Origin of the sequence: Pseudomonas knackmussii B13, assembly GCF_000689415.1 — a bacterium.
In the GTDB taxonomy this organism is placed as follows: Bacteria; Pseudomonadota; Gammaproteobacteria; order Pseudomonadales; family Pseudomonadaceae; genus Pseudomonas; species Pseudomonas knackmussii.
Window position 1 is genome coordinate 4,303,625 of sequence record NZ_HG322950.1, and the last position, 16,748, is coordinate 4,320,372.

At 67.2% G+C, this 16,748-nt stretch carries 15 protein-coding genes; 7 read left to right on the forward strand and 8 right to left on the reverse strand.

Annotated features, from left to right (window positions below; all coding sequences use genetic code 11):
* Positions 1-3 precede the first annotated feature (3 nt).
* Complete coding sequence (lapD, locus tag PKB_RS20190) at positions 4-1,965, forward strand: cyclic di-GMP receptor LapD (protein WP_043253904.1); 1,962 nt, start codon at positions 4-6, stop codon at positions 1,963-1,965.
* A 35-nt stretch (positions 1,966-2,000) separates the two neighbouring features.
* On the opposite strand, the gene PKB_RS20195 is transcribed toward lapD, so the two are convergent.
* Together PKB_RS20195 and pap are read right to left on the reverse strand one after the other, a co-directional pair.
* Positions 2,001-2,336 (reverse strand): hypothetical protein, encoded by a 336-nt coding sequence (locus PKB_RS20195; RefSeq protein WP_043253906.1) that lies wholly within the window; start codon positions 2,334-2,336, stop codon positions 2,001-2,003.
* 13 nt (positions 2,337-2,349) lie between these two features.
* Positions 2,350-3,840 carry a polyphosphate:AMP phosphotransferase gene (gene pap, locus PKB_RS20200; protein ID WP_043253907.1) on the reverse strand — a complete coding sequence of 497 codons (1,491 nt, stop codon included), beginning with the start codon at positions 3,838-3,840 and terminating at the stop codon, positions 2,350-2,352.
* Between the two features lie 107 nt (positions 3,841-3,947).
* Here pap and mnmC point away from each other — a divergent pair, with 107 nt between their 5' ends.
* Positions 3,948-5,912: a bifunctional tRNA (5-methylaminomethyl-2-thiouridine)(34)-methyltransferase MnmC2/FAD-dependent 5-carboxymethylaminomethyl-2-thiouridine(34) oxidoreductase MnmC1 gene (gene mnmC, locus PKB_RS20205; RefSeq protein ID WP_043253910.1), complete on the forward strand. Its 1,965-nt coding sequence runs from the start codon at positions 3,948-3,950 to the stop codon at positions 5,910-5,912.
* Between the two features lie 40 nt (positions 5,913-5,952).
* Positions 5,953-6,702 (forward strand): sulfite exporter TauE/SafE family protein, encoded by a 750-nt coding sequence (locus PKB_RS20210; protein WP_043253912.1) that lies wholly within the window; start codon positions 5,953-5,955, stop codon positions 6,700-6,702.
* Positions 6,703-6,713: 11 nt separating this feature from the next.
* On the opposite strand, the gene PKB_RS20215 is transcribed toward PKB_RS20210, so the two are convergent.
* Both PKB_RS20215 and PKB_RS20220 read right to left on the reverse strand, forming a co-directional pair.
* Positions 6,714-7,664 carry an IS110 family transposase gene (locus PKB_RS20215; RefSeq protein ID WP_043248478.1) on the reverse strand — a complete coding sequence of 317 codons (951 nt, stop codon included), beginning with the start codon at positions 7,662-7,664 and terminating at the stop codon, positions 6,714-6,716.
* Positions 7,665-7,970: 306 nt separating this feature from the next.
* Positions 7,971-8,438, reverse strand: coding sequence for a MarR family winged helix-turn-helix transcriptional regulator (locus PKB_RS20220; RefSeq protein WP_043253914.1), 468 nt, complete (start codon positions 8,436-8,438; stop codon positions 7,971-7,973).
* 142 nt (positions 8,439-8,580) lie between these two features.
* On the opposite strand from PKB_RS20220, the gene PKB_RS20225 reads away from it, so the two are divergent.
* From PKB_RS20225 to PKB_RS20240, 4 genes are all read left to right on the forward strand, one after another.
* Positions 8,581-10,350 (forward strand): N-acetylglutaminylglutamine amidotransferase, encoded by a 1,770-nt coding sequence (locus tag PKB_RS20225; protein WP_043253917.1) that lies wholly within the window; start codon positions 8,581-8,583, stop codon positions 10,348-10,350.
* Positions 10,351-10,408: 58 nt separating this feature from the next.
* The gene (gene ngg, locus PKB_RS20230) at positions 10,409-12,178 is read left to right on the forward strand and encodes an N-acetylglutaminylglutamine synthetase (RefSeq protein ID WP_043253919.1); all 1,770 of its coding nucleotides are present in this window, start codon (positions 10,409-10,411) and stop codon (positions 12,176-12,178) included.
* On the forward strand, positions 12,175-13,377 hold the full coding sequence (locus PKB_RS20235) for an osmoprotectant NAGGN system M42 family peptidase (RefSeq protein ID WP_043253921.1): 1,203 nt from the start codon (positions 12,175-12,177) through the stop codon (positions 13,375-13,377). The genes ngg and PKB_RS20235 overlap by 4 nt, the downstream gene beginning before the upstream one ends.
* A 68-nt stretch (positions 13,378-13,445) precedes the next feature.
* Positions 13,446-13,676, forward strand: a complete 231-nt coding sequence (locus PKB_RS20240) for a YheU family protein (RefSeq protein WP_043257558.1) — start codon at positions 13,446-13,448, stop codon at positions 13,674-13,676.
* Positions 13,677-14,405: 729 nt separating this feature from the next.
* On the opposite strand, the gene PKB_RS20245 is transcribed toward PKB_RS20240, so the two are convergent.
* The 4 genes from PKB_RS20245 to PKB_RS20260 form a co-directional block, all read right to left on the reverse strand.
* On the reverse strand, positions 14,406-14,735 hold the full coding sequence (locus PKB_RS20245) for a YnfA family protein (RefSeq protein ID WP_043253923.1): 330 nt from the start codon (positions 14,733-14,735) through the stop codon (positions 14,406-14,408).
* Positions 14,736-14,751: 16 nt separating this feature from the next.
* A complete protein-coding gene (locus PKB_RS20250) occupies positions 14,752-15,177 on the reverse strand; it encodes a hypothetical protein (RefSeq protein ID WP_043253926.1) in 426 nt (141 codons plus the stop codon).
* A 258-nt stretch (positions 15,178-15,435) separates the two neighbouring features.
* A complete protein-coding gene (locus tag PKB_RS20255) occupies positions 15,436-16,248 on the reverse strand; it encodes an SDR family oxidoreductase (protein WP_043253927.1) in 813 nt (270 codons plus the stop codon).
* Positions 16,249-16,378: 130 nt separating this feature from the next.
* A complete protein-coding gene (locus PKB_RS20260) occupies positions 16,379-16,684 on the reverse strand; it encodes a hypothetical protein (protein WP_043253928.1) in 306 nt (101 codons plus the stop codon).
* Positions 16,685-16,748 lie beyond the last annotated feature (64 nt).

A 16,748-nucleotide genomic window follows, 5' to 3' on the forward strand; every position in this document is an offset into this window, starting at 1 on the left:
TGCATGTCGTTACTCAAGCAACTCTTCCTGGCCATCTGCCTGTTCCTCGTGGTGGCCTTCGCCGGTAGCTTCGCCACCAGCCTGGAGAGTTCCCGAGAGCAACTCATCAGCCAGTTGCGCTCCCATGCCCAGGACGCTGCAACCGCGCTGGGGCTGTCGCTGACCCCGCATGTCGACGACCCGGCGATGATCGAGCTGATGGTCAGCTCGATCTTCGACAGCGGCTACTTCGCCAGCATCCGCGTGGTGCGCATCCCCGACAACCAGGTGATCGTCGAGCGCAAGGCCGATCCGGGCACCGGCAGCGTGCCGGGCTGGTTCGCCCACCTGGTCAACCTCAAGGCCGAAGGCGGCGACGCCCTGATCATGCGCGGCTGGGACCAGGCCGCGCGGGTCGAGGTGGTCAGCCATCCGCAGTTCGCCCTGTCGCGGCTGTGGGACAGCGCCCTCGGCAGCCTCGGCTGGCTGCTGGCCTGCGGCGTGGTCAGCGCCCTGCTCGGCGGCTGGCTGCTGCGGGCCCAGCTGCGGCCGCTGGACCAGATGGTGCAGCAGGCACAGGCGATCACCCGCCGCGAGTTCCTCACCCTGCCGCGCGAGCCGCGCACCCCGGAACTGCGCCGGGTGGTGCAGGCGATGAACCAGATGGTCGAGAAGCTCAAGGCGCTGTTCGCCGAGGAAGCCACGCGCAGCGAGAAACTGCGCGAGGAGGCCTACCAGGACAGCCTCTCCGGCCTGGCCAACCGCCGTCTGTTCGACGCTCGCCTGGAAGCTGAGCTGACCCCCAGCGAGCAGCACCCTGGCGGCTACCTTCTGCTGCTGCGGCTCAACGACCTCGCCGGACTCAACCAGCGCCTGGGCGGCCAGCGCACCGACGCCCTGATTCGCGAAGTGGCCGGGCTGCTGCAGCGCGGCCTCGAACAGCACGGCACGCCGGACTGGCTGGCAGCACGCAGCCGCGGCGGCGAATTCACCCTGCTCGCCCCCGGCCTCGACAGCCAGGGCGCCGAGCGCCTCGCGGAAACCCTCAGCGCGCAACTGGAAAGCCTGCAGCGCACCGGCGCCAGCGACTGCAATCCGGTGGCGCACCTGGGCCTCGCGGCCTTCCAGCCGGGCGAAGCACCTGCCTCTATCCTCGGTCACGCCGACCAGGCCCTGGCCCAGGCGCAAAGCAGCGCGGAGCATCCCTGGCACCGACTGGAGCAATCCAGCGGGCAAACCACCCAGGACAGCCACGCCTGGCACCGCTGGATCGACCAGGCCCTGCAGAAGAGCCAGCTGCAGCTGTGGTTCCAGCCGGTACGCGCGTGCGCCGAGGGCGGTGGCGAATTGCACAGCAAGGTGCTGGCGCGCCTGCTCGACGAGCAAGGCCAGGCCGTGGCCGCCGGCCAGTTCCTGCCCTGGGTGGAGCGCTTCGGCTGGGCCGCGCGCTTCGACCTGGCGATGCTCGAACATGCCCTCGCCCACCTGGCCCAGCATGCCCGGCCACTGGCGCTGAGCCTGTCGGCGGCGAGCATTCGCGAACCCCAGGCCCTGCAGCGCCTGCTCGATGTGATCAAGGCCAATCCGCAACAGGCCGGCCTGCTGACCCTGGAGCTGGACGAGCGCCACCTGCCACCACCGGCCGAACTGGAACGCCTCGGCCAAGCCGTGCGCGACACCGGCGCGAACCTCGGCCTGCAGCACTTCGGCGGACGCTTCAGCCTGATCGGCAACCTCACCCGCCTCGGCCTGGCCTACCTGAAGCTGGACGGCAGCTACATCCGCTCCATCGACCAGGACGATTCCAAGCGCGTGTTCATCGAGGCGGTGTTCCGCGCAACCAACAGCATCGACCTGCCGTTGATTGCCGAGATGGTGGAAAGCGAAGGGGAACTGCGCGTGCTGCGCGAGATGGGCATCCACGGCGCCATGGGCCGGCTGATCGGCCCACCGGCGCCGTGGGGAGAGAGCACGCCGAAACCGTAGATACCGTGTCATCTACGTTGAAGCCAACAACGGGGTCAGAACAGCCGCTCGTCATCCTCATCGACCAGCGAACTCAGGCCGCCCAGGCTGGCCCGTGTGCTGGCGCGGGCCTCCAGCTTGCGCCGGGCCACCTCCGGCAGGTCTGTGTAGCGGATCACACCGCGATCGACCAGCACCGTGACCAGGTCCTCCAGCACCCGCACCAGCTCCAGGTCCGAACGCTGCAGCGACTGCAGGCGCGCATCCAGGGCCGCATCGTTGAACCAGGCAAGCACTTCCGGATCGTCGGCCGCCAGGCCCTGCGCACCTTCGAAGGGTTCGCGCTGCACGCGCACCAGGCGCCCGTTCGCATTGCGCTGCACATAGACCATCCTTCGTCCCTCCTCACTTGTCCTTCTTGTACGCCGCCTCCAGCGCATCGTTGATGGTGCGCAGCACCTTCACCCGCGCGAAGCGCTTGTCGTTGGCCTCGATCAGGGTCCAGGGCGCGATCTCGGTGCTGGTGCGGTCGACCATGTCGCCCACGGCATCGACGTACTGATCCCACTTGTCGCGGTTGCGCCAGTCCTCATCGGTGATCTTGTAGCGCTTGAACGGCACTTCCTCGCGCGTCTTGAAGCGGTGGAACTGGGTTTCCTTGTCGATCGCCAGCCAGAACTTGACCACCACGATGCCGAATTCGGTGAGCTGCTCCTCGAAATCGTTGATCTCGCCATAGGCGCGCAGCCAGTCGGCAGGCGGGCAGAAGCCCTCGACCCGCTCGACGAGCACGCGGCCGTACCAGGAGCGGTCGAAGATGGTGAACTGCCGACGCCCCGGCATGTGCCGCCAGAAGCGCCACAGATAAGGTTGCGCGCGCTCCTCCTCGGTGGGCGCGGCGATCGGCACGATGTGGTACTGCCGCGGGTCCAGCGCATCGGTGATGCGGCGGATGGCGCCACCCTTGCCGGCGGCGTCATTACCCTCGAACACAGCGACCAGCGAGTGCTGGCGGAACAGCTTGTCGCGCATAAGCGTGGCCAGGCGCGCCTGCTCCTTGGCCAGTTGGTCCCTGTACTCGTCCTTGTCCAGGGTCTGGCCAAGGTCGAGGCTGTCGATCAACCCGCGATTGTCCAGGCTGGCGACCAGCGGCGCAGTGTGCGGTTGCAGCTGCGGACGCACCTTGTGCTTCAGCGCCGCCTGCAGGCCCTCGAGGATGGTGCGCCCCACAGTGAGGCTGCGATAGCGCTCGTCGGCGCCCTCGACGATGTACCAGGGCGCGTAGTCGCGGCTGGTGCGGCGCAGCACGCGCTCGCCATAGCGCACGAACCTGTCGTAGACCTCGCTCTGCTTCCAGTCGAGCGGGCTCAGTTGCCAGGAGCGCTGCGGGTCGTTCTCCAGCGCCTTCAGGCGTTCCTTGAGCTGCTTCTTGGACAGGTGGAACCAGAACTTGAAGATCAGCGCGCCCTCGTCGCAGAGCATGCGCTCGAAGCGCTCCGCTGCGCTGATGGCGGCGTCCAGGCGAGCGCTCTTGATATCGCCGTTGACCCGCGCATGGAGCATCTGGCTGTACCAGTTGCCGAAGAAGATGGCGATCCGCCCCTTGGGCGGCAGGCGCCGCCAGAAGCGCCACTGCGGCGGCCGCGAGAGCTCTTCGTCCGAGGGCCGCAGGAAGCTCTCGACCTGGATCAGCCGTGGGTCCATCCACTCGTTGAGCAGCTTCACCGTCTCGCCCTTGCCGGCGCCTTCGATGCCGTTGATCAGCACGATCACCGGGAAGCGCGCCTGCTGCTTCAACTCGTATTGCGCCTCGAGCAACGCCTCGCGCAGCTCCGCAACTTCCTTGTCGTAGGTTTCCTTGTCGATGGAATGGCCGATCTCGGCGGACTCGAACATGCATACGCTCCTGACTGCGGGATGCATTGAAAGTAGCGGATGTGACGCAGGCTGTCTGTGCGGGGGATCGGCTAAAATGCGCCCTTCGCTTCACTGCCGGAACCCCCATGCCCGACCTCCACAGCGCCCAGCTCGACTGGGACGACAACGGCCAGCCGCTCTCGCGCGTCTACGGCGACGTGTACTTCTCCCGCGCGTCGGGCCTGGACGAGACACACCACGTGTTCCTCGACGGCAACCAGCTGCCGCGACGCTTCGCCGCGCTCCCCGCCGGCGGTTGCCTGTGCATTGGCGAAACCGGTTTTGGCACCGGGCTCAACTTCCTCTGCGCCTGGCGCCTGTTCGAAGCCCTGGCACCGGCGGATGCCCGCCTGCATTTCGTCAGCGTGGAGAAATTCCCCCTGCGCCGCGACGACCTGGTCCGCGCCCTCGCCCTCTGGGGCGACCTGCAGCCCTGGAGCGAACAGCTGCTGGCGCAGTACCACGCCATCCATCCGGGCTTCCAGCGCCTGGTGTTCGCCGGCGGCCGCGTGGTCGTCACCCTGCTGGTGGGCGACGTGCTGGATTGCCTGCCCGAGCTGGACGCAAGCATCGATGCCTGGTTCCTCGACGGTTTCTCGCCGGCGAAGAACCCGGAGATGTGGACCCAGCCGCTGTTCCAGCAACTCGCGCGGCTGTCCGCCCCCGGCGCGACCCTGGCCACCTTCACCAGCGCCGGTTTCGTCCGCCGCGGCCTGATCGAGGCCGGCTTCGCCATGCAGCGGGTCAAGGGCTTCGGGCAGAAACGCGAGATGCTGGTCGGCACCTTCGAAGGTCCCGCCGAAGGCGCGACCGTACCCTGGTATGCGCGCCCACCGCGCGCAGCAGGCGAGCGCCACGCCCTGGTGATCGGCGGCGGCCTGGCCGGTTGCGCCAGCGCCGCCAGCCTGGCCGGACGCGGCTGGCGAGTCACCCTGATCGAACGTCACGCCGAGCTGGCCATGGAAGCATCCGGCAACCCCCAGGGCGTGCTCTACCTCAAGCTCTCGGCCCACGGCACCGCGCTCTCGCGCCTGATCGTCAGCGGCTTCGGCCACACCCGTCGGCTGCTCGAACGCCTGCAACGCGGCAGCGACTGGGACGCCTGCGGCGTACTGCAACTGGCCTTCGACGAAGCCGAGGGCAAGCGCCAGGCGCAACTGGCCGACGCCTTTCCGGAAAACCTGCTGCAAACCCTGTCGCAGGAGCAGGCCGAAACCATCGCCGGCGTCACCTTGCCCGCCGGAGGGCTGTTCTTCCCCGAAGCCGGCTGGGTACATCCACCGGCCTTGTGCCGGGCGCTGGCGAGCCATCCGAACATCAGCGTGCAGACCTGCCATGAAGTGCGCGTGCAGCGCGAGGACGGGCAGTGGAGCGCCTGGAGCGGCGAGCAACGCCTGGCCATCGCGCCGGTCGCGGTGCTCGCCACCGCCGCCGAAGTGCGCGCCTTCCCCGCTGCGGCGAGCCTGCCGCTCAAGCGCATCCGCGGACAGATCAGCCGCCTGCCGGCCAACGCCGAAAGCGCAGCCCTGCGCACCGTGGTTTGCGCGGAAGGCTACGTCGCCCCGCCGCGCCTGGGTGAACACACCCTCGGCGCCAGCTTCGATTTCCACAACGACGACCTGCAGCCGACCGTCGAAGAGCACCAGGGCAACCTCGAACTTTTGCGAGAAATCTCCCCTGACCTTCTCGCGCGCCTGGGCGCTGGTAAGCTCGACCCGGCCACGCTGGAGGGCCGCGCGGCCTTCCGTTGCACCACGCCGGACTACCTGCCGCTGATCGGCCCGCTGGCCGAACGCGAAGCCTTCGCCGCCGCCTACGCGGTGCTGGGCAAGGATGCCCGCCAGGTGCCGGATGCCGCCTGCCCCTGGCTCGAAGGGCTATACCTGAACAGCGCCCACGGCTCGCGCGGACTGATCACCGCCCCGCTTTCCGGCGAACTGCTCGCGGCCTGGATCGAAGGCGAGCCATTGCCGCTGCCGCGCAAGGTCGCCGAGGCCTGCCTGCCGAACCGTTTCCTGCTGCGTGAGGTAGTGCGCGGCCAGAAGGCCTGACTCCCAACCCGCAACCGGACCATCGGAGCCCCCCACGCGAATGGATGCCCTGCTCGTCGAATCCGCTGCCATCGGCATGATCCTCGGATTGCTGCTCGGCCTCACAGGCGCCGGCGGCTCGCTGGTGGCACTGCCGCTGCTGCTCAGCCTGCACATGCCGCTGCACGACGCCATCGGCGTGAGCCTGGGCGCGGTGGCGCTGTCGGCGCTGATCGGCGCCATTCCCCGTGCGCGTCAGGGCCTGGTGGCCTGGCGCCCCCTGCTGTGGCTGACCCTCACCGGCTGGCCGGGCAACGCCCTGGGCCAGTGGCTGGGCCGGTTCATCCCCGAAGCGCTGCTGATCCTCGGCTTCTGCGCCCTGGTGCTGTGGTCGGCGTGGCGGATGTGGCGTGGTTCGAGTACGCCCAAGGTGGCCGGCACGGCGACGCGCAACGGGCCGTTGCTAGCGCTTGGTCTCGCGGTGGGCCTGCTCTCGGGGCTGATGGGCGTTGGCGGCGGCTTCCTGATAGTGCCGGGGCTGCTGTGGTTCACCCCGCTGTCGATGTTGGCGGCCACCGCGACCTCCATGGCCGGCATCGCCCTGGTCTCGGGCGGCGGCTTCCTGCTCTACCTCAGCCATGCGCAACCGCCGATGCCGCTGCTTGCCGCACTCGCAGCCGGCGGTGCGCTGGGCGTGCTGTTCGGCAACCGCCTGGCATTGCGCCTGGGTGGCGCCACCCTGCAGCGCATCTTCGCTGTAATGCTGGTAGTCGTGAGCCTCTCCCTGGCGGCGCAGAAGCTGCTGGCCTGACGTAGGAGATTCTATGTCAATGACGGCTCCTGCTTTGGAGGCTGGTAGCTGGTCTGGGATTGCATCAGGGCAAAGGCAATTCGGGCCAATTTGCGGGCGAGGATAGTCAGGGCCTCGATCTTCTTCAGGCCGCGCGCCAGGTAGCTTTGGTAAAGGGCCTGCCAGCGCTGCGTGCGCGCTGCCGCCATGGCCGCGTTGTGGAGCAGCCGACGGATTTCAGGATCCCCTTGCTTGGTCAGCTTTCGACGGCCGCTATAGCGGCCGGACTCCTTGAGCCGCACATCCAATCCGATAAAGGCGATGAAGGCATCGCTATTGCGAAAGCGTCCCCGCAGAAATGCCAGGTTCAGGGCCGCTGCCGTCAGCGGTCCGATCCCTTCGATGGCCTGACAGCGCTTGCTTTGCTCCATTAGGCCGGCCTCTCGCAGCGCCTGTTGAATCTCTTTCTCCAGGCGTGACTCCAGTGTGGCCATTTGCTTGAGAACAGGCTTCAGCGCCTTGGCCAGGGAGCGATCCTGGGAAAAGCTCTGGCGCAACGAGATGGCGCTACGGACCAGTGCAGCACGCCGATGCAGCAGTGTCTGCAGGCGGCAGTAGGCCTTGCTCGGCGGCTGCCAAGGCTCCAGTTGCGCTTGTTCGTGGGTCAGGTAACGGGCCAGCAGCAGGGCATCGCTGCGATCATCCTTGTTTCGCCCACCAATCCCCTTGCGGTAGTTGCTCAGGCGAAAGCCATTGATGACGTAGATCCGATGTCCCCGCGCATGCGCCAGGGTCGCAACATCCATGTGATAGGTGCTGGTCGCTTCGATCGCGATGGCGCAGCAGGGCGGAAGGGTTTTCAGCCAGGCCTTGATTGTGCGGACGTCATTGGCCAGTTCGAATACTTCGCCCGAGCGTGTATCGCAGAGGCTCAGCGACTCCTTGGCGACATCGATACCGATAACCGGAACTTGGCTTGTCATGGGGTTCTCCGACAGTGAAGATGGTCCAACCTGTCGGGAGCTCACATTGGCGCAGGCTTGCCGGTATTGTCGGTTTGAGCGGCTACTCAATCCGATGGATTCCTTATCGGCGCTTGTCGTGAGCGGGTGGGTGGGGGAAGTCTCCTACCGTCTGGCTTGCAGAAGCGGATCTTGTCCCTCCACACCCCGACAGGTTCCTACCCTAACGCCATACAAGCGGATCTCATCCGCGAAGGACCTGCGCGCCGATTTCGACCTGTAGGAGCGCGCCATGCGCGCGAATCGCGGACAAGGTCCGCTCCTACATCACTCCTCTTCCTCTTCCGGCAGCTCGAACAACTCGGCCGCACGCAGCAAGCCGGCCAGCACCGCATGGCGCTCCCATTCCGGCAGCTCGGCGAAACGCGCCATCACGTACTCGGGCAACAGCGGCGGTGCCGTGCGCAGCGCGTCGCGGCCGGCATCTTCGAGCAGCAGCCATTGCTTGCGGCGATCCCTTTCATCGCGCCTCCGCGCCAGTAATCCGCGGCTTTCCAGGCGGTCGAGTACCCCGGAGAGGGCCGCCTGCGAGAGGCTCACCTGCTTGGCCAGGCCGCTCGCGGTGATCTCCTGCTCCATCTGCAACACCTGCAGGATCAGCAGTTGCAATGGCGTCAGCCCACCCAGCCGGCTCAAGCGCTTGGCGTGCACTTCGCAGCCCTGCTGGAGCCGCCGCAAGGCCTGGAACATGGACAGCCTGTAGGCGTCATCCTTCGCCGAATCTCTTTCAGCCATAAGCAATCACCCGCACAGAGCCCAGAAAGGATCATTAAAAAACTTCAGAACCACTTCCACCTGAAAGTGTCAGTCAATTACCACCTAACAATTAGGCCCCGGCCTGACCCCATTCATCCCCAACGGAGAACCGGTAAGGACAATGTGCGGAATAGCAGGAGAACTTCGTTTCGATAACCAACCCGCCGACCTCGCAGCGGTCGAGCGCATCACCCACCACCTCTCCCCTCGCGGACCCGACGCCTGGGGTTTCCACAGCCAGGGCCCGATTGCCTTCGGGCACCGCCGGCTGAAGATCATGGACCTCGCCGAGCGCTCCGCTCAGCCCATGGTAGACGCCGATCTGGGCCTGTCCCTGGTGTTCAATGGCGCGCTCTACAACTACCCGGAGTTGCGCCGCGAGCTGGAAGCCCTCGGCTATCGGTTCTTTTCCAGCGGCGACACGGAAGTACTGTTAAAAGGCTATCACGCTTGGGGCAAGGATCTATTGCCGCGCCTCAATGGCATGTTCGCGTTCGCCATCTGGGAGCGTGACGCTCAGCGCCTGTTCATCGCCCGCGACCGCCTGGGCATCAAGCCTCTCTACCTGACCCGCGACGCCAAGCGCCTGCGCTTCGCCTCCAGCCTGCCGGCGCTGTTGCAGGGCGGCGGTATCGACACCCAGCTCGACCCCGAGGCGCTGAACCTCTACCTGAACTTCCATTCGGTGGTGCCGGCCCCGCGCACGCTACTGGCCGGCGTGCGCAAGCTTCCGCCGGCGACCTGGATGAGCATCGACAGCGACGGACGCGTCGAGCAGCACTGCTGGTGGCGCCTCGATTACGGCCCACATGAAGACGAGCGCGAACTGACCCAGGATGACTGGGAAGAACGCGTGCTCGACGGCTTGCGTGACGCGGTACGCCTGCGCCAGCGCGCGGCCCGGGAGGTCGGCGTACTGCTCTCGGGTGGCGTCGACTCCAGCCTGCTCGTCGCGCTGCTGCACGAGGCCGGTGTGGAGGAACTGCCGACCTTCTCCATCGGTTTCGAAGATGCCGGCGGCGAACGCGGCGACGAATTCCACTACTCCGACCTCATCGCCCGCCGCTATGGCACGCGCCACAATCGCCTGCGCATCGCCGAACACGAAGTGATCGACCAGCTGCCTGCGGCCTTCCGCGCCATGAGCGAGCCGATGGTCAGCCACGACTGCATCGCCTTCTACCTGCTCGCGCGCGAAGTCTCGAAGCACTGCAAGGTGGTGCAGAGCGGCCAGGGCGCCGACGAACTCTTCGCCGGCTACCACTGGTACCCGCGCGTCGCCGAAGCCGCCGACCCGCTGGCCGGCTATCGCGCGGCCTTCTTCGACCGCAATCATGCCGAGTACCTGGCGACAGTGCGCCCGGCGTTGCGCGTCGACGATGTGGCCCAGGCCTTCGTCGCCGAGCACTTCGCCGGACCCGGCGCGACCGATCCGGTGGACAAGGCGCTGCGCCTGGACAGCACGGTCATGCTGGTCGACGACCCGGTGAAGCGGGTCGACAACATGACCATGGCCTGGGGCCTGGAGGCCCGCGTGCCGTTCCTCGACTACCGCCTGACCGAACTCTCGGCGCGCATCCCTGCGCGCTTCAAGCTCGGCGACGGCGGCAAGCAGGTGCTCAAGGCCGCCGCGCGGCGGGTGCTGCCAGCCGAGGTGATCGACCGGCCCAAGGGCTATTTCCCGGTGCCCGGTCTCAAGCACCTGCAGGGCAGGACCCGCGCCTGGATCAGCGAGCTGCTGCTCGACCCGAGCCAGGACCGCGGCCTCTTCGAGCCGGCGCAGATCGACCGCCTGCTGGGCAGTCCGGAGGACGACCTCACCCCCTTGCGCGGCTCGAAGCTCTGGCAGCTCGCCGCCCTCAACCTCTGGCTCAACGAGCAGGGACTCTGACGCCACGCAGCCGGCAGGGCCCGGCCCATGAGCCGGCGACCTGCCCAGGGAGTTCAGCATGAAGCACCCCATCCATCCGCCGCGCCCGCACAACCAGCGCCTGCTGCGCGGCCTGGCGCCGACTTACCAGCGCCTGCAGGCGCGTTTTGCCGAAGATCACAATGAGCCTTTCGAGCCGCACATCCTGCACTGCGGCTGGGGCCGCCTGCTGGTCGGGCACACCTTCGCCGAAGCCGAAGCCCTCGCCAGCGAACTGCTCAAGGAGCGCGCCGGCGAACGCGACATCGCCCTCTACGTAGCGGCGCCGCAGCAGGTGCTGGCCCATGCGCCACAGCAGCTGTTCCTCGATCCGTCCGACACCCTGCGCCTGTGGTTCACCGACTACCGCCCGGCGCGCCGCTCGTTCCGCGGCTTCCGTATCCGCCGCGTGCACAGCGAAGCGGACTGGGCCGCGATCAATCGCCTGTACCTGGCGCGCGGCATGCAGCCGGTCGATGCGCAGCGACTCACCCCACACTTCGACGGCGGCCCCACCTACTGGTTGGCTGAGGACAGCGAAACCGGTGCGGCAGTCGGCAGCGTGATGGGTCTGAACCACGCCAAAGCCTTCGCCGACCCGGAGCGCGGCTCCAGCCTCTGGTGCCTGGCAGTCGATCCGCAGTGCGCTCGCCCGGGCGTGGGCGAAGCGCTGGTGCGGCACCTCATCGAGCACTTCATGAGCCGCGAACTGGCCTACCTCGACCTGTCGGTGCTGCACGGCAACCAGCAGGCCAAGGCGCTGTACCGCAAGCTCGGTTTCCGCGAACTGCCGACCTTCGCCATCAAGCGCAAGAACAGCATCAACCAGCCGCTGTACATCGGTCCCGGTCCGGAGCACGCGCTCAACCCCTATGCGCGGATCATCATCGACGAGGCACACAGGCGCGGTATCGAGGTCCGCGTGCTGGACGCCGACGCCGGGCTGTTCAGCCTCACCCAGGGCGGCCGGCGCATCCGCTGCCGCGAGTCGCTCTGCGACCTGACCAGCGCAGTGGCCATGACCCTCTGCCAGGACAAGCAGCTGACCCACCGCGCGCTGTCCCGCGCCGGCCTCAAGCAGCCCAGCCAGCGCCTGGCCGGCAGCGCCGCAGAGAACGCCGCCTTCCTCGCCGAGCATGGCGCGCTGGTAGTCAAGCCGGTGGACGGTGAGCAAGGCCAGGGCGTAGCGGTCAACCTGAACGATGCCGAGGAACTGGAGGCAGCCATCGAGCACGCCCGACGCTTCGACACCCGCGTGCTGCTGGAGAGCTACCACCCCGGCCTCGACCTGCGCGTACTGGTGATCGGCTACGAAGTGGTGGCCGCCGCCGTGCGCCACCCAGCCAGCGTGATCGGCGACGGCCGGCACAGCATCCGCGAGCTGATCGAAGCCCAGAGCCGCCGGCGCCAGGCCGCCACCGACGGCGAGAGCCGCATTCCTCTGGACGACGAAACCGAACGCACCCTGCGCGCCGCGGGCTACGACTACGCCGACGTACTGCCGGAGGGCACCCGCCTTGCCGTGCGCGGCACCGCCAACTTGCATACCGGCGGCACCCTGGAAGACGTCACCGCCCAGCTGCATCCGACCCTGCGCGAGGCCGCCGTGCGCGCCGCGCGGGCGCTGGAAGTGCCGGTCACCGGCCTGGACCTGCTGGTGCCGGCAGTGGACGGCGAGGACTACGTGATCATCGAGGCCAACGAACGGCCCGGGCTGGCCAACCACGAGCCGCAGCCCACCGCCGAACGCTTCATCGACCTGCTCTTCCCGCTCAGCCGCGACCCGCTGGGTCGCCAGGAGTCCGCATGACCGCCCTGCCGCAGCCAGACCTGGCCTATCTGCAACGCGTGCTCCTGGAGATGCTCGCCATCCCCAGCCCCACCGGCTTCACCGACACCATCGTGCGCTACGTCGCCGAGCGCCTCGAAGAGCTCGGCGTGCCCTTCGAGATGACCCGCCGCGGGACCATCCGCGCAACCCTCGCCGGCAAGCGCGACAGTCCGGACCGCGCGGTATCGGCGCACCTGGACACCATTGGCGCCATCGTCCGCGAGATCAAGGCCGACGGCCGCCTGGCCCTGGCGCCGGTAGGCTGCTGGTCGAGCCGCTTCGCCGAGGGCAGCCGCGTCACCGTGTTCTGCGACAACGGCGTACTGCGCGGCAGCGTGCTGCCGTTGCTGGCCTCCGGGCACGCCTTCAACACGGCGGTGGATAACCTGCCGATCAGCTGGGACAACATCGAGTTGCGCCTGGACGCCTACACCGTGAGCCACGCCGACAGCGCCGCGCTGGGGGTATCCATCGGCGACTTCGTCGCCTTCGACCCGCTGCCGGAATTCACCGAGAGCGGCCACATCAGCGCCCGTCACCTGGACGACAAGGCCGGTGTCGCGGCGCTGCTGGCGGCGCTCAAGGCCGTGGTGGAAAGCGGCCAGGTGCCGCCGATCGACTGCCACCCGCTGTTCACCATCACCGAGGAAATCGGCTCGGGCGCGGCCGGCGCGCTGCCCTGGGATGTCAGCGAGTTCGTCGGCATCGACATCGCCCCGGTGGCCGCCGGGCAGAACTCCAGCGAACACGCGGTGAGCGTGGCCCTGCAGGATTCCGGCGGGCCCTACGACTACCACCTGTCGCGGCACCTGCTGCGCCTGGCCGAGCGGCACGAGGTGAACGTGCGCCGCGACCTGTTCCGCTACTACCACAGCGATGCGCAATCGGCGATCGAGGCCGGCCACGACATCCGCACCGCGCTGCTGGCCTTCGGCTGCGACGCGACCCACGGCTACGAACGCACCCACATCGACAGCCTGGCCAACCTCGCCCGCCTGCTCTGCGCCTACCTGCTGAGCCCGCCGGTGTTCGCCAGCGACGCGGAGCCGCGCGAAGGCGCCATCGCGCGCTTCAGCAAGCAGCTGGAACACCCGGTGCATATGGAAAGCACCACCCACGTGCAGCCGGTCGGCGAACTGCTGGACCAGCACCCGGACGACGACAAGGAGCGCCGCTGAAGCACCCCGGACTCGCCGGCGGACCGGCGCGGGACTAGAATCGCCGCCTGTTCCGCCGAGTACCCATGATGCTGATCCCCCACGACCTGCTCGAAGCCGAGACCCTGGACAACCTGCTGGAAGACTTCGTCACCCGCGAAGGCACCGACAACGGCGACGACACCCCGCTCGACGTCCGCGTCGAGCGCGCCCGTCATGCGCTCAAACGCGGCGAGGCGGTGATCGTCTTCGATCCGGAAAGCCAGCAGTGCCAGCTGATGCTCAAAAGCGAAGTGCCGAAGGAATGGCTGCAGGGCTGAGCCGCCCTTGCTTCAGGCGCTTGCTCGCGAACCTCGACGTACGCTGCGCCTATATATCCCCGCTACCCTCGTCATCCCCGCGGACGCGGGGAGCCAGCTGATTTCGGGTTGGGTGTAGCGCGCCGCTTCGGCGTGTTCGGACGCTTCTTGTTTCGCCCCCTTGGGCGACCTACTTTGGCAAACGACCCAAAGTAGGCAAAGGTCTTGCCCCGACATACGGGTCCGGCGGAGCTGGACTTTCCTCGCACATTCCCACGCACCCGGAGGCCCGCCGTCGAGAGCACATCCCTGTACTCACGACGGCTCTCGCGACATCCATGTCGCATGGCCTCCTCTGCATGGGCTTAGCTCGGCCTTCTGTAAGGGGCGGTCCGGAGTGCGCGGACGTTTCTCTGGAAGTCCCAAGAGCGAAGTGGACTTTCCTCGCACATTCCCACGCACCCGGAGGCCCGCCGTCGAGAGCACATCCCTGTACTCACGACGGCTCTCGCGACATCCATGTCGCATGGCCTCCTCTGCATGGGCTTAGCTCGGCCTTCTGTAAGGGGCGGTCCGGAGTGCGCGGACGTTTCTCTGGAAGTCCCAAGAGCGAAGCCCGCTTGCGCTTTTCGTAGGAGCGAGCTTGCTCGCGAACCGCACGGCACGGCACGGCACGAATGCCGACCCTGTAGGGCCAGGTTGTTCCCCCTCAAGCCAGCGCAAGTGCTGTTCGCGGGGATGATGGGGGATTCAAGGCGCCAGCTTCGGCCCCAGCAGCACTACGCTCGCGCCGGCTATGCACAGCGCCGCGCCAAGCCAGTCGCTCCATAGCGGGCGGCTCTTCTCGATGAAGGCCAGCCAGAACAGCGAGGCCGCCACGTAGATCCCGCCGTAGGCCGCGTAGGCACGCCCGGCGTAGGCGGCTTCGACGCGGGTCAGCAGCAGGGCGAAGCAGACCAGGCTGAACAGCCCGGGAATTATCCACAGGGGCGTGCGATCCAGGCGCAGCCAGAGGAAAAAGGTGTAGCAACCGGCGATCTCGCAGAACGCGGCGAGCAGGAACCACAGGTAATTGAGCATGGGCTTTCCTTGAGCTTCAGCCGCGCAGGCCGCCTTCCCTTTCCCAGGCGCAGCGCACGCGCAGGTCGTCCTCGTGGGGGCTGTGGAAACCGCGCTCGGACTCCCAGCGGAAGGTGTGGCTGCCGTTGAGTTCGGTCTCCAGGTGGACCACCGCGCTGGCCCAGTACAGACGGCGCAGCAGGGCCTCGAACTGCTCGACCCAGAGGCTCCACTCGTATTCGATGGTCTGGTAGCTGGCACCGAAGTGGATCACTTGCGACTGGTACAGCCCGGCGCCTTCCTGCTCGCAGCGGCTGAACATGTCGCGGCCGATGAACGGCCAGTTCTCGCCCATCGGCAGGCTGTCCAGCACCTTGCGATTGGCCGCCCGGCGCATGCGCCGCTCCATGGAGTCGCCGGGCCAGTCGCGGATGCAACCATAGACGATGGATTCGGACTGCAAGACGGGACACTCCCTACCACGGAAAAACACCGCAGCCTTCTAGCACAGGCGCAAAGGAACCGAAAGCGAACTGCGGCAAAGATGCGCAACCGCGCAAACACCGGCCGGGGTTACGCAGAAAAGCAAAAGCCCCGCGAACGTGGCGGGGCTTTCACTGGGGTCCAACATACATCGGCAGGCAGGCCGGTGGGGTAAAGCTAGCGCTTTGCACCGGCCTGGGCAAGCCCTGATTGCACGAGCACCAAAGCGGTGCGGAAATCAGGCCGCGTTGCCGCGCTTGGCCTGCATCTTCGCAGCCATTTTCGCCATCTCGTCGTAGATCGCCTGCGGGTTCTGCTGCTTGATCTGCCAGGCCATGCGGCCCTGTTCGTGGGGCAGGATCATGAAGCTGTCGCGGGCCACTTCCTGGTGGATGTAGTCGGCGATGTCGGCGGCGCTGATGGGCGAGCCTTCCAGCAGCTTGCCGACCTGGCTCTTCATCTCCGGGCTCGGGCCACGGAAGGAATCGAGCAGGTTGGTCTGGAAGAACGACGGGCAGACCACGTGGACCTTCACGTCCACCAGGGTCAGCTCGGCCAGCAGGCTTTCCGAGAGCGCCACCACGCCGGCCTTGGCGACGTTGTAGTTGCTCATCGCCGGGCCCTGCATCAGTGCAGCCATGGAGGCGATGTTGATGATCCGCCCCTTGCTGCGTTCGAGCAGCGGCAGGAAGGCCTTGCAGCCCTTGACCACGCCCATCAGGTTGATCGAGATCTGCCAGTCCCAGTCCTCCAGCGACAGCTCGCCGAAGAAACCGCCGGAGGCCACGCCGGCGTTGTTGACGATGACGTCGATGCCGCCGAGCTTCTCATCGCAAGCCTGCGCCAGCGCAGTGAGCTGGCTGTAGTCGCGCACGTCGCAGCGCTGGGTGAAGCCGTCGCCGCCGGCTTCGCGAACGAGTTTGAGGGTTTCCGCCAGGCCCGCTTCGTTGACGTCGGCCAGGGCCAGTTTCCAGCCGTCACGGGCCCAGCGCAGGGCGATTTCACGACCCAGGCCGGAACCGGCGCCGGTGATCATCATGCGATTTTGCATAGGGAGGTTGCCTTGTCTTGTCCGGTGAAGTTGACCGGCAGTTTAGCCAAGGCGCATGGCGGGCTGCGCTTAAATCAGGCTGCTGAATGGCCCTGGCAAACCGCGGCCATAGCCAGGCGTGGCGGGGCCTTCAGAGCGCCGGCAGGAGCAGCCCTGTGGCCTTGCCGAGCACCAGCGCAAGCCCGGCGGAGACCAGCAGGAAGGTCACGCAGTTGGTGCGCTCGCGACGCAGGCCGGCGAAGGAATGGACGCGGTAGCGCAAGAGGAAGGCGCCCATCGCCAGCAGCAAGGCCGGCAGCAGGTAGACGAACTGCCAGTAGAGCTGCGGATTGCTCTCGCGGGCCAGCCAGCTCGCCAGCGGCAGAATCACCACGCCCAGCAGCAACTGGCTCAGCAGCCAGAGGCTCCCCAGCACGACCAGCACCATCCCGAGCATGCGCGCTCCCCTCTCCCGAAAAAGCCGACATGGTAGAGAGTTGCCCGGCTGCGGGCTGTGTGCT

Coding starts and splice junctions, on each gene's coding strand:
- PKB_RS20220 (WP_043253914.1), bottom strand. CDS start 8,438: ATGGCTGAAAGAGATTCGGCGAAGGATGACGCCTACAGGCTGTCCATG.
- PKB_RS20255 (WP_043253927.1), bottom strand. CDS start 16,248: ATGCAAAATCGCATGATGATCACCGGCGCCGGTTCCGGCCTGGGTCGT.
- PKB_RS20240 (WP_043257558.1), top strand. CDS start 13,446: ATGCTGATCCCCCACGACCTGCTCGAAGCCGAGACCCTGGACAACCTG.
- PKB_RS20235 (WP_043253921.1), top strand. CDS start 12,175: ATGACCGCCCTGCCGCAGCCAGACCTGGCCTATCTGCAACGCGTGCTC.
- pap (WP_043253907.1), bottom strand. CDS start 3,840: ATGTTCGAGTCCGCCGAGATCGGCCATTCCATCGACAAGGAAACCTAC.
- PKB_RS20245 (WP_043253923.1), bottom strand. CDS start 14,735: ATGCTCAATTACCTGTGGTTCCTGCTCGCCGCGTTCTGCGAGATCGCC.
- PKB_RS20195 (WP_043253906.1), bottom strand. CDS start 2,336: ATGGTCTATGTGCAGCGCAATGCGAACGGGCGCCTGGTGCGCGTGCAG.
- PKB_RS20210 (WP_043253912.1), top strand. CDS start 5,953: ATGGATGCCCTGCTCGTCGAATCCGCTGCCATCGGCATGATCCTCGGA.
- ngg (WP_043253919.1), top strand. CDS start 10,409: ATGAAGCACCCCATCCATCCGCCGCGCCCGCACAACCAGCGCCTGCTG.
- PKB_RS20215 (WP_043248478.1), bottom strand. CDS start 7,664: ATGACAAGCCAAGTTCCGGTTATCGGTATCGATGTCGCCAAGGAGTCG.
- mnmC (WP_043253910.1), top strand. CDS start 3,948: ATGCCCGACCTCCACAGCGCCCAGCTCGACTGGGACGACAACGGCCAG.
- PKB_RS20260 (WP_043253928.1), bottom strand. CDS start 16,684: ATGCTCGGGATGGTGCTGGTCGTGCTGGGGAGCCTCTGGCTGCTGAGC.
- lapD (WP_043253904.1), top strand. CDS start 4: ATGTCGTTACTCAAGCAACTCTTCCTGGCCATCTGCCTGTTCCTCGTG.
- PKB_RS20225 (WP_043253917.1), top strand. CDS start 8,581: ATGTGCGGAATAGCAGGAGAACTTCGTTTCGATAACCAACCCGCCGAC.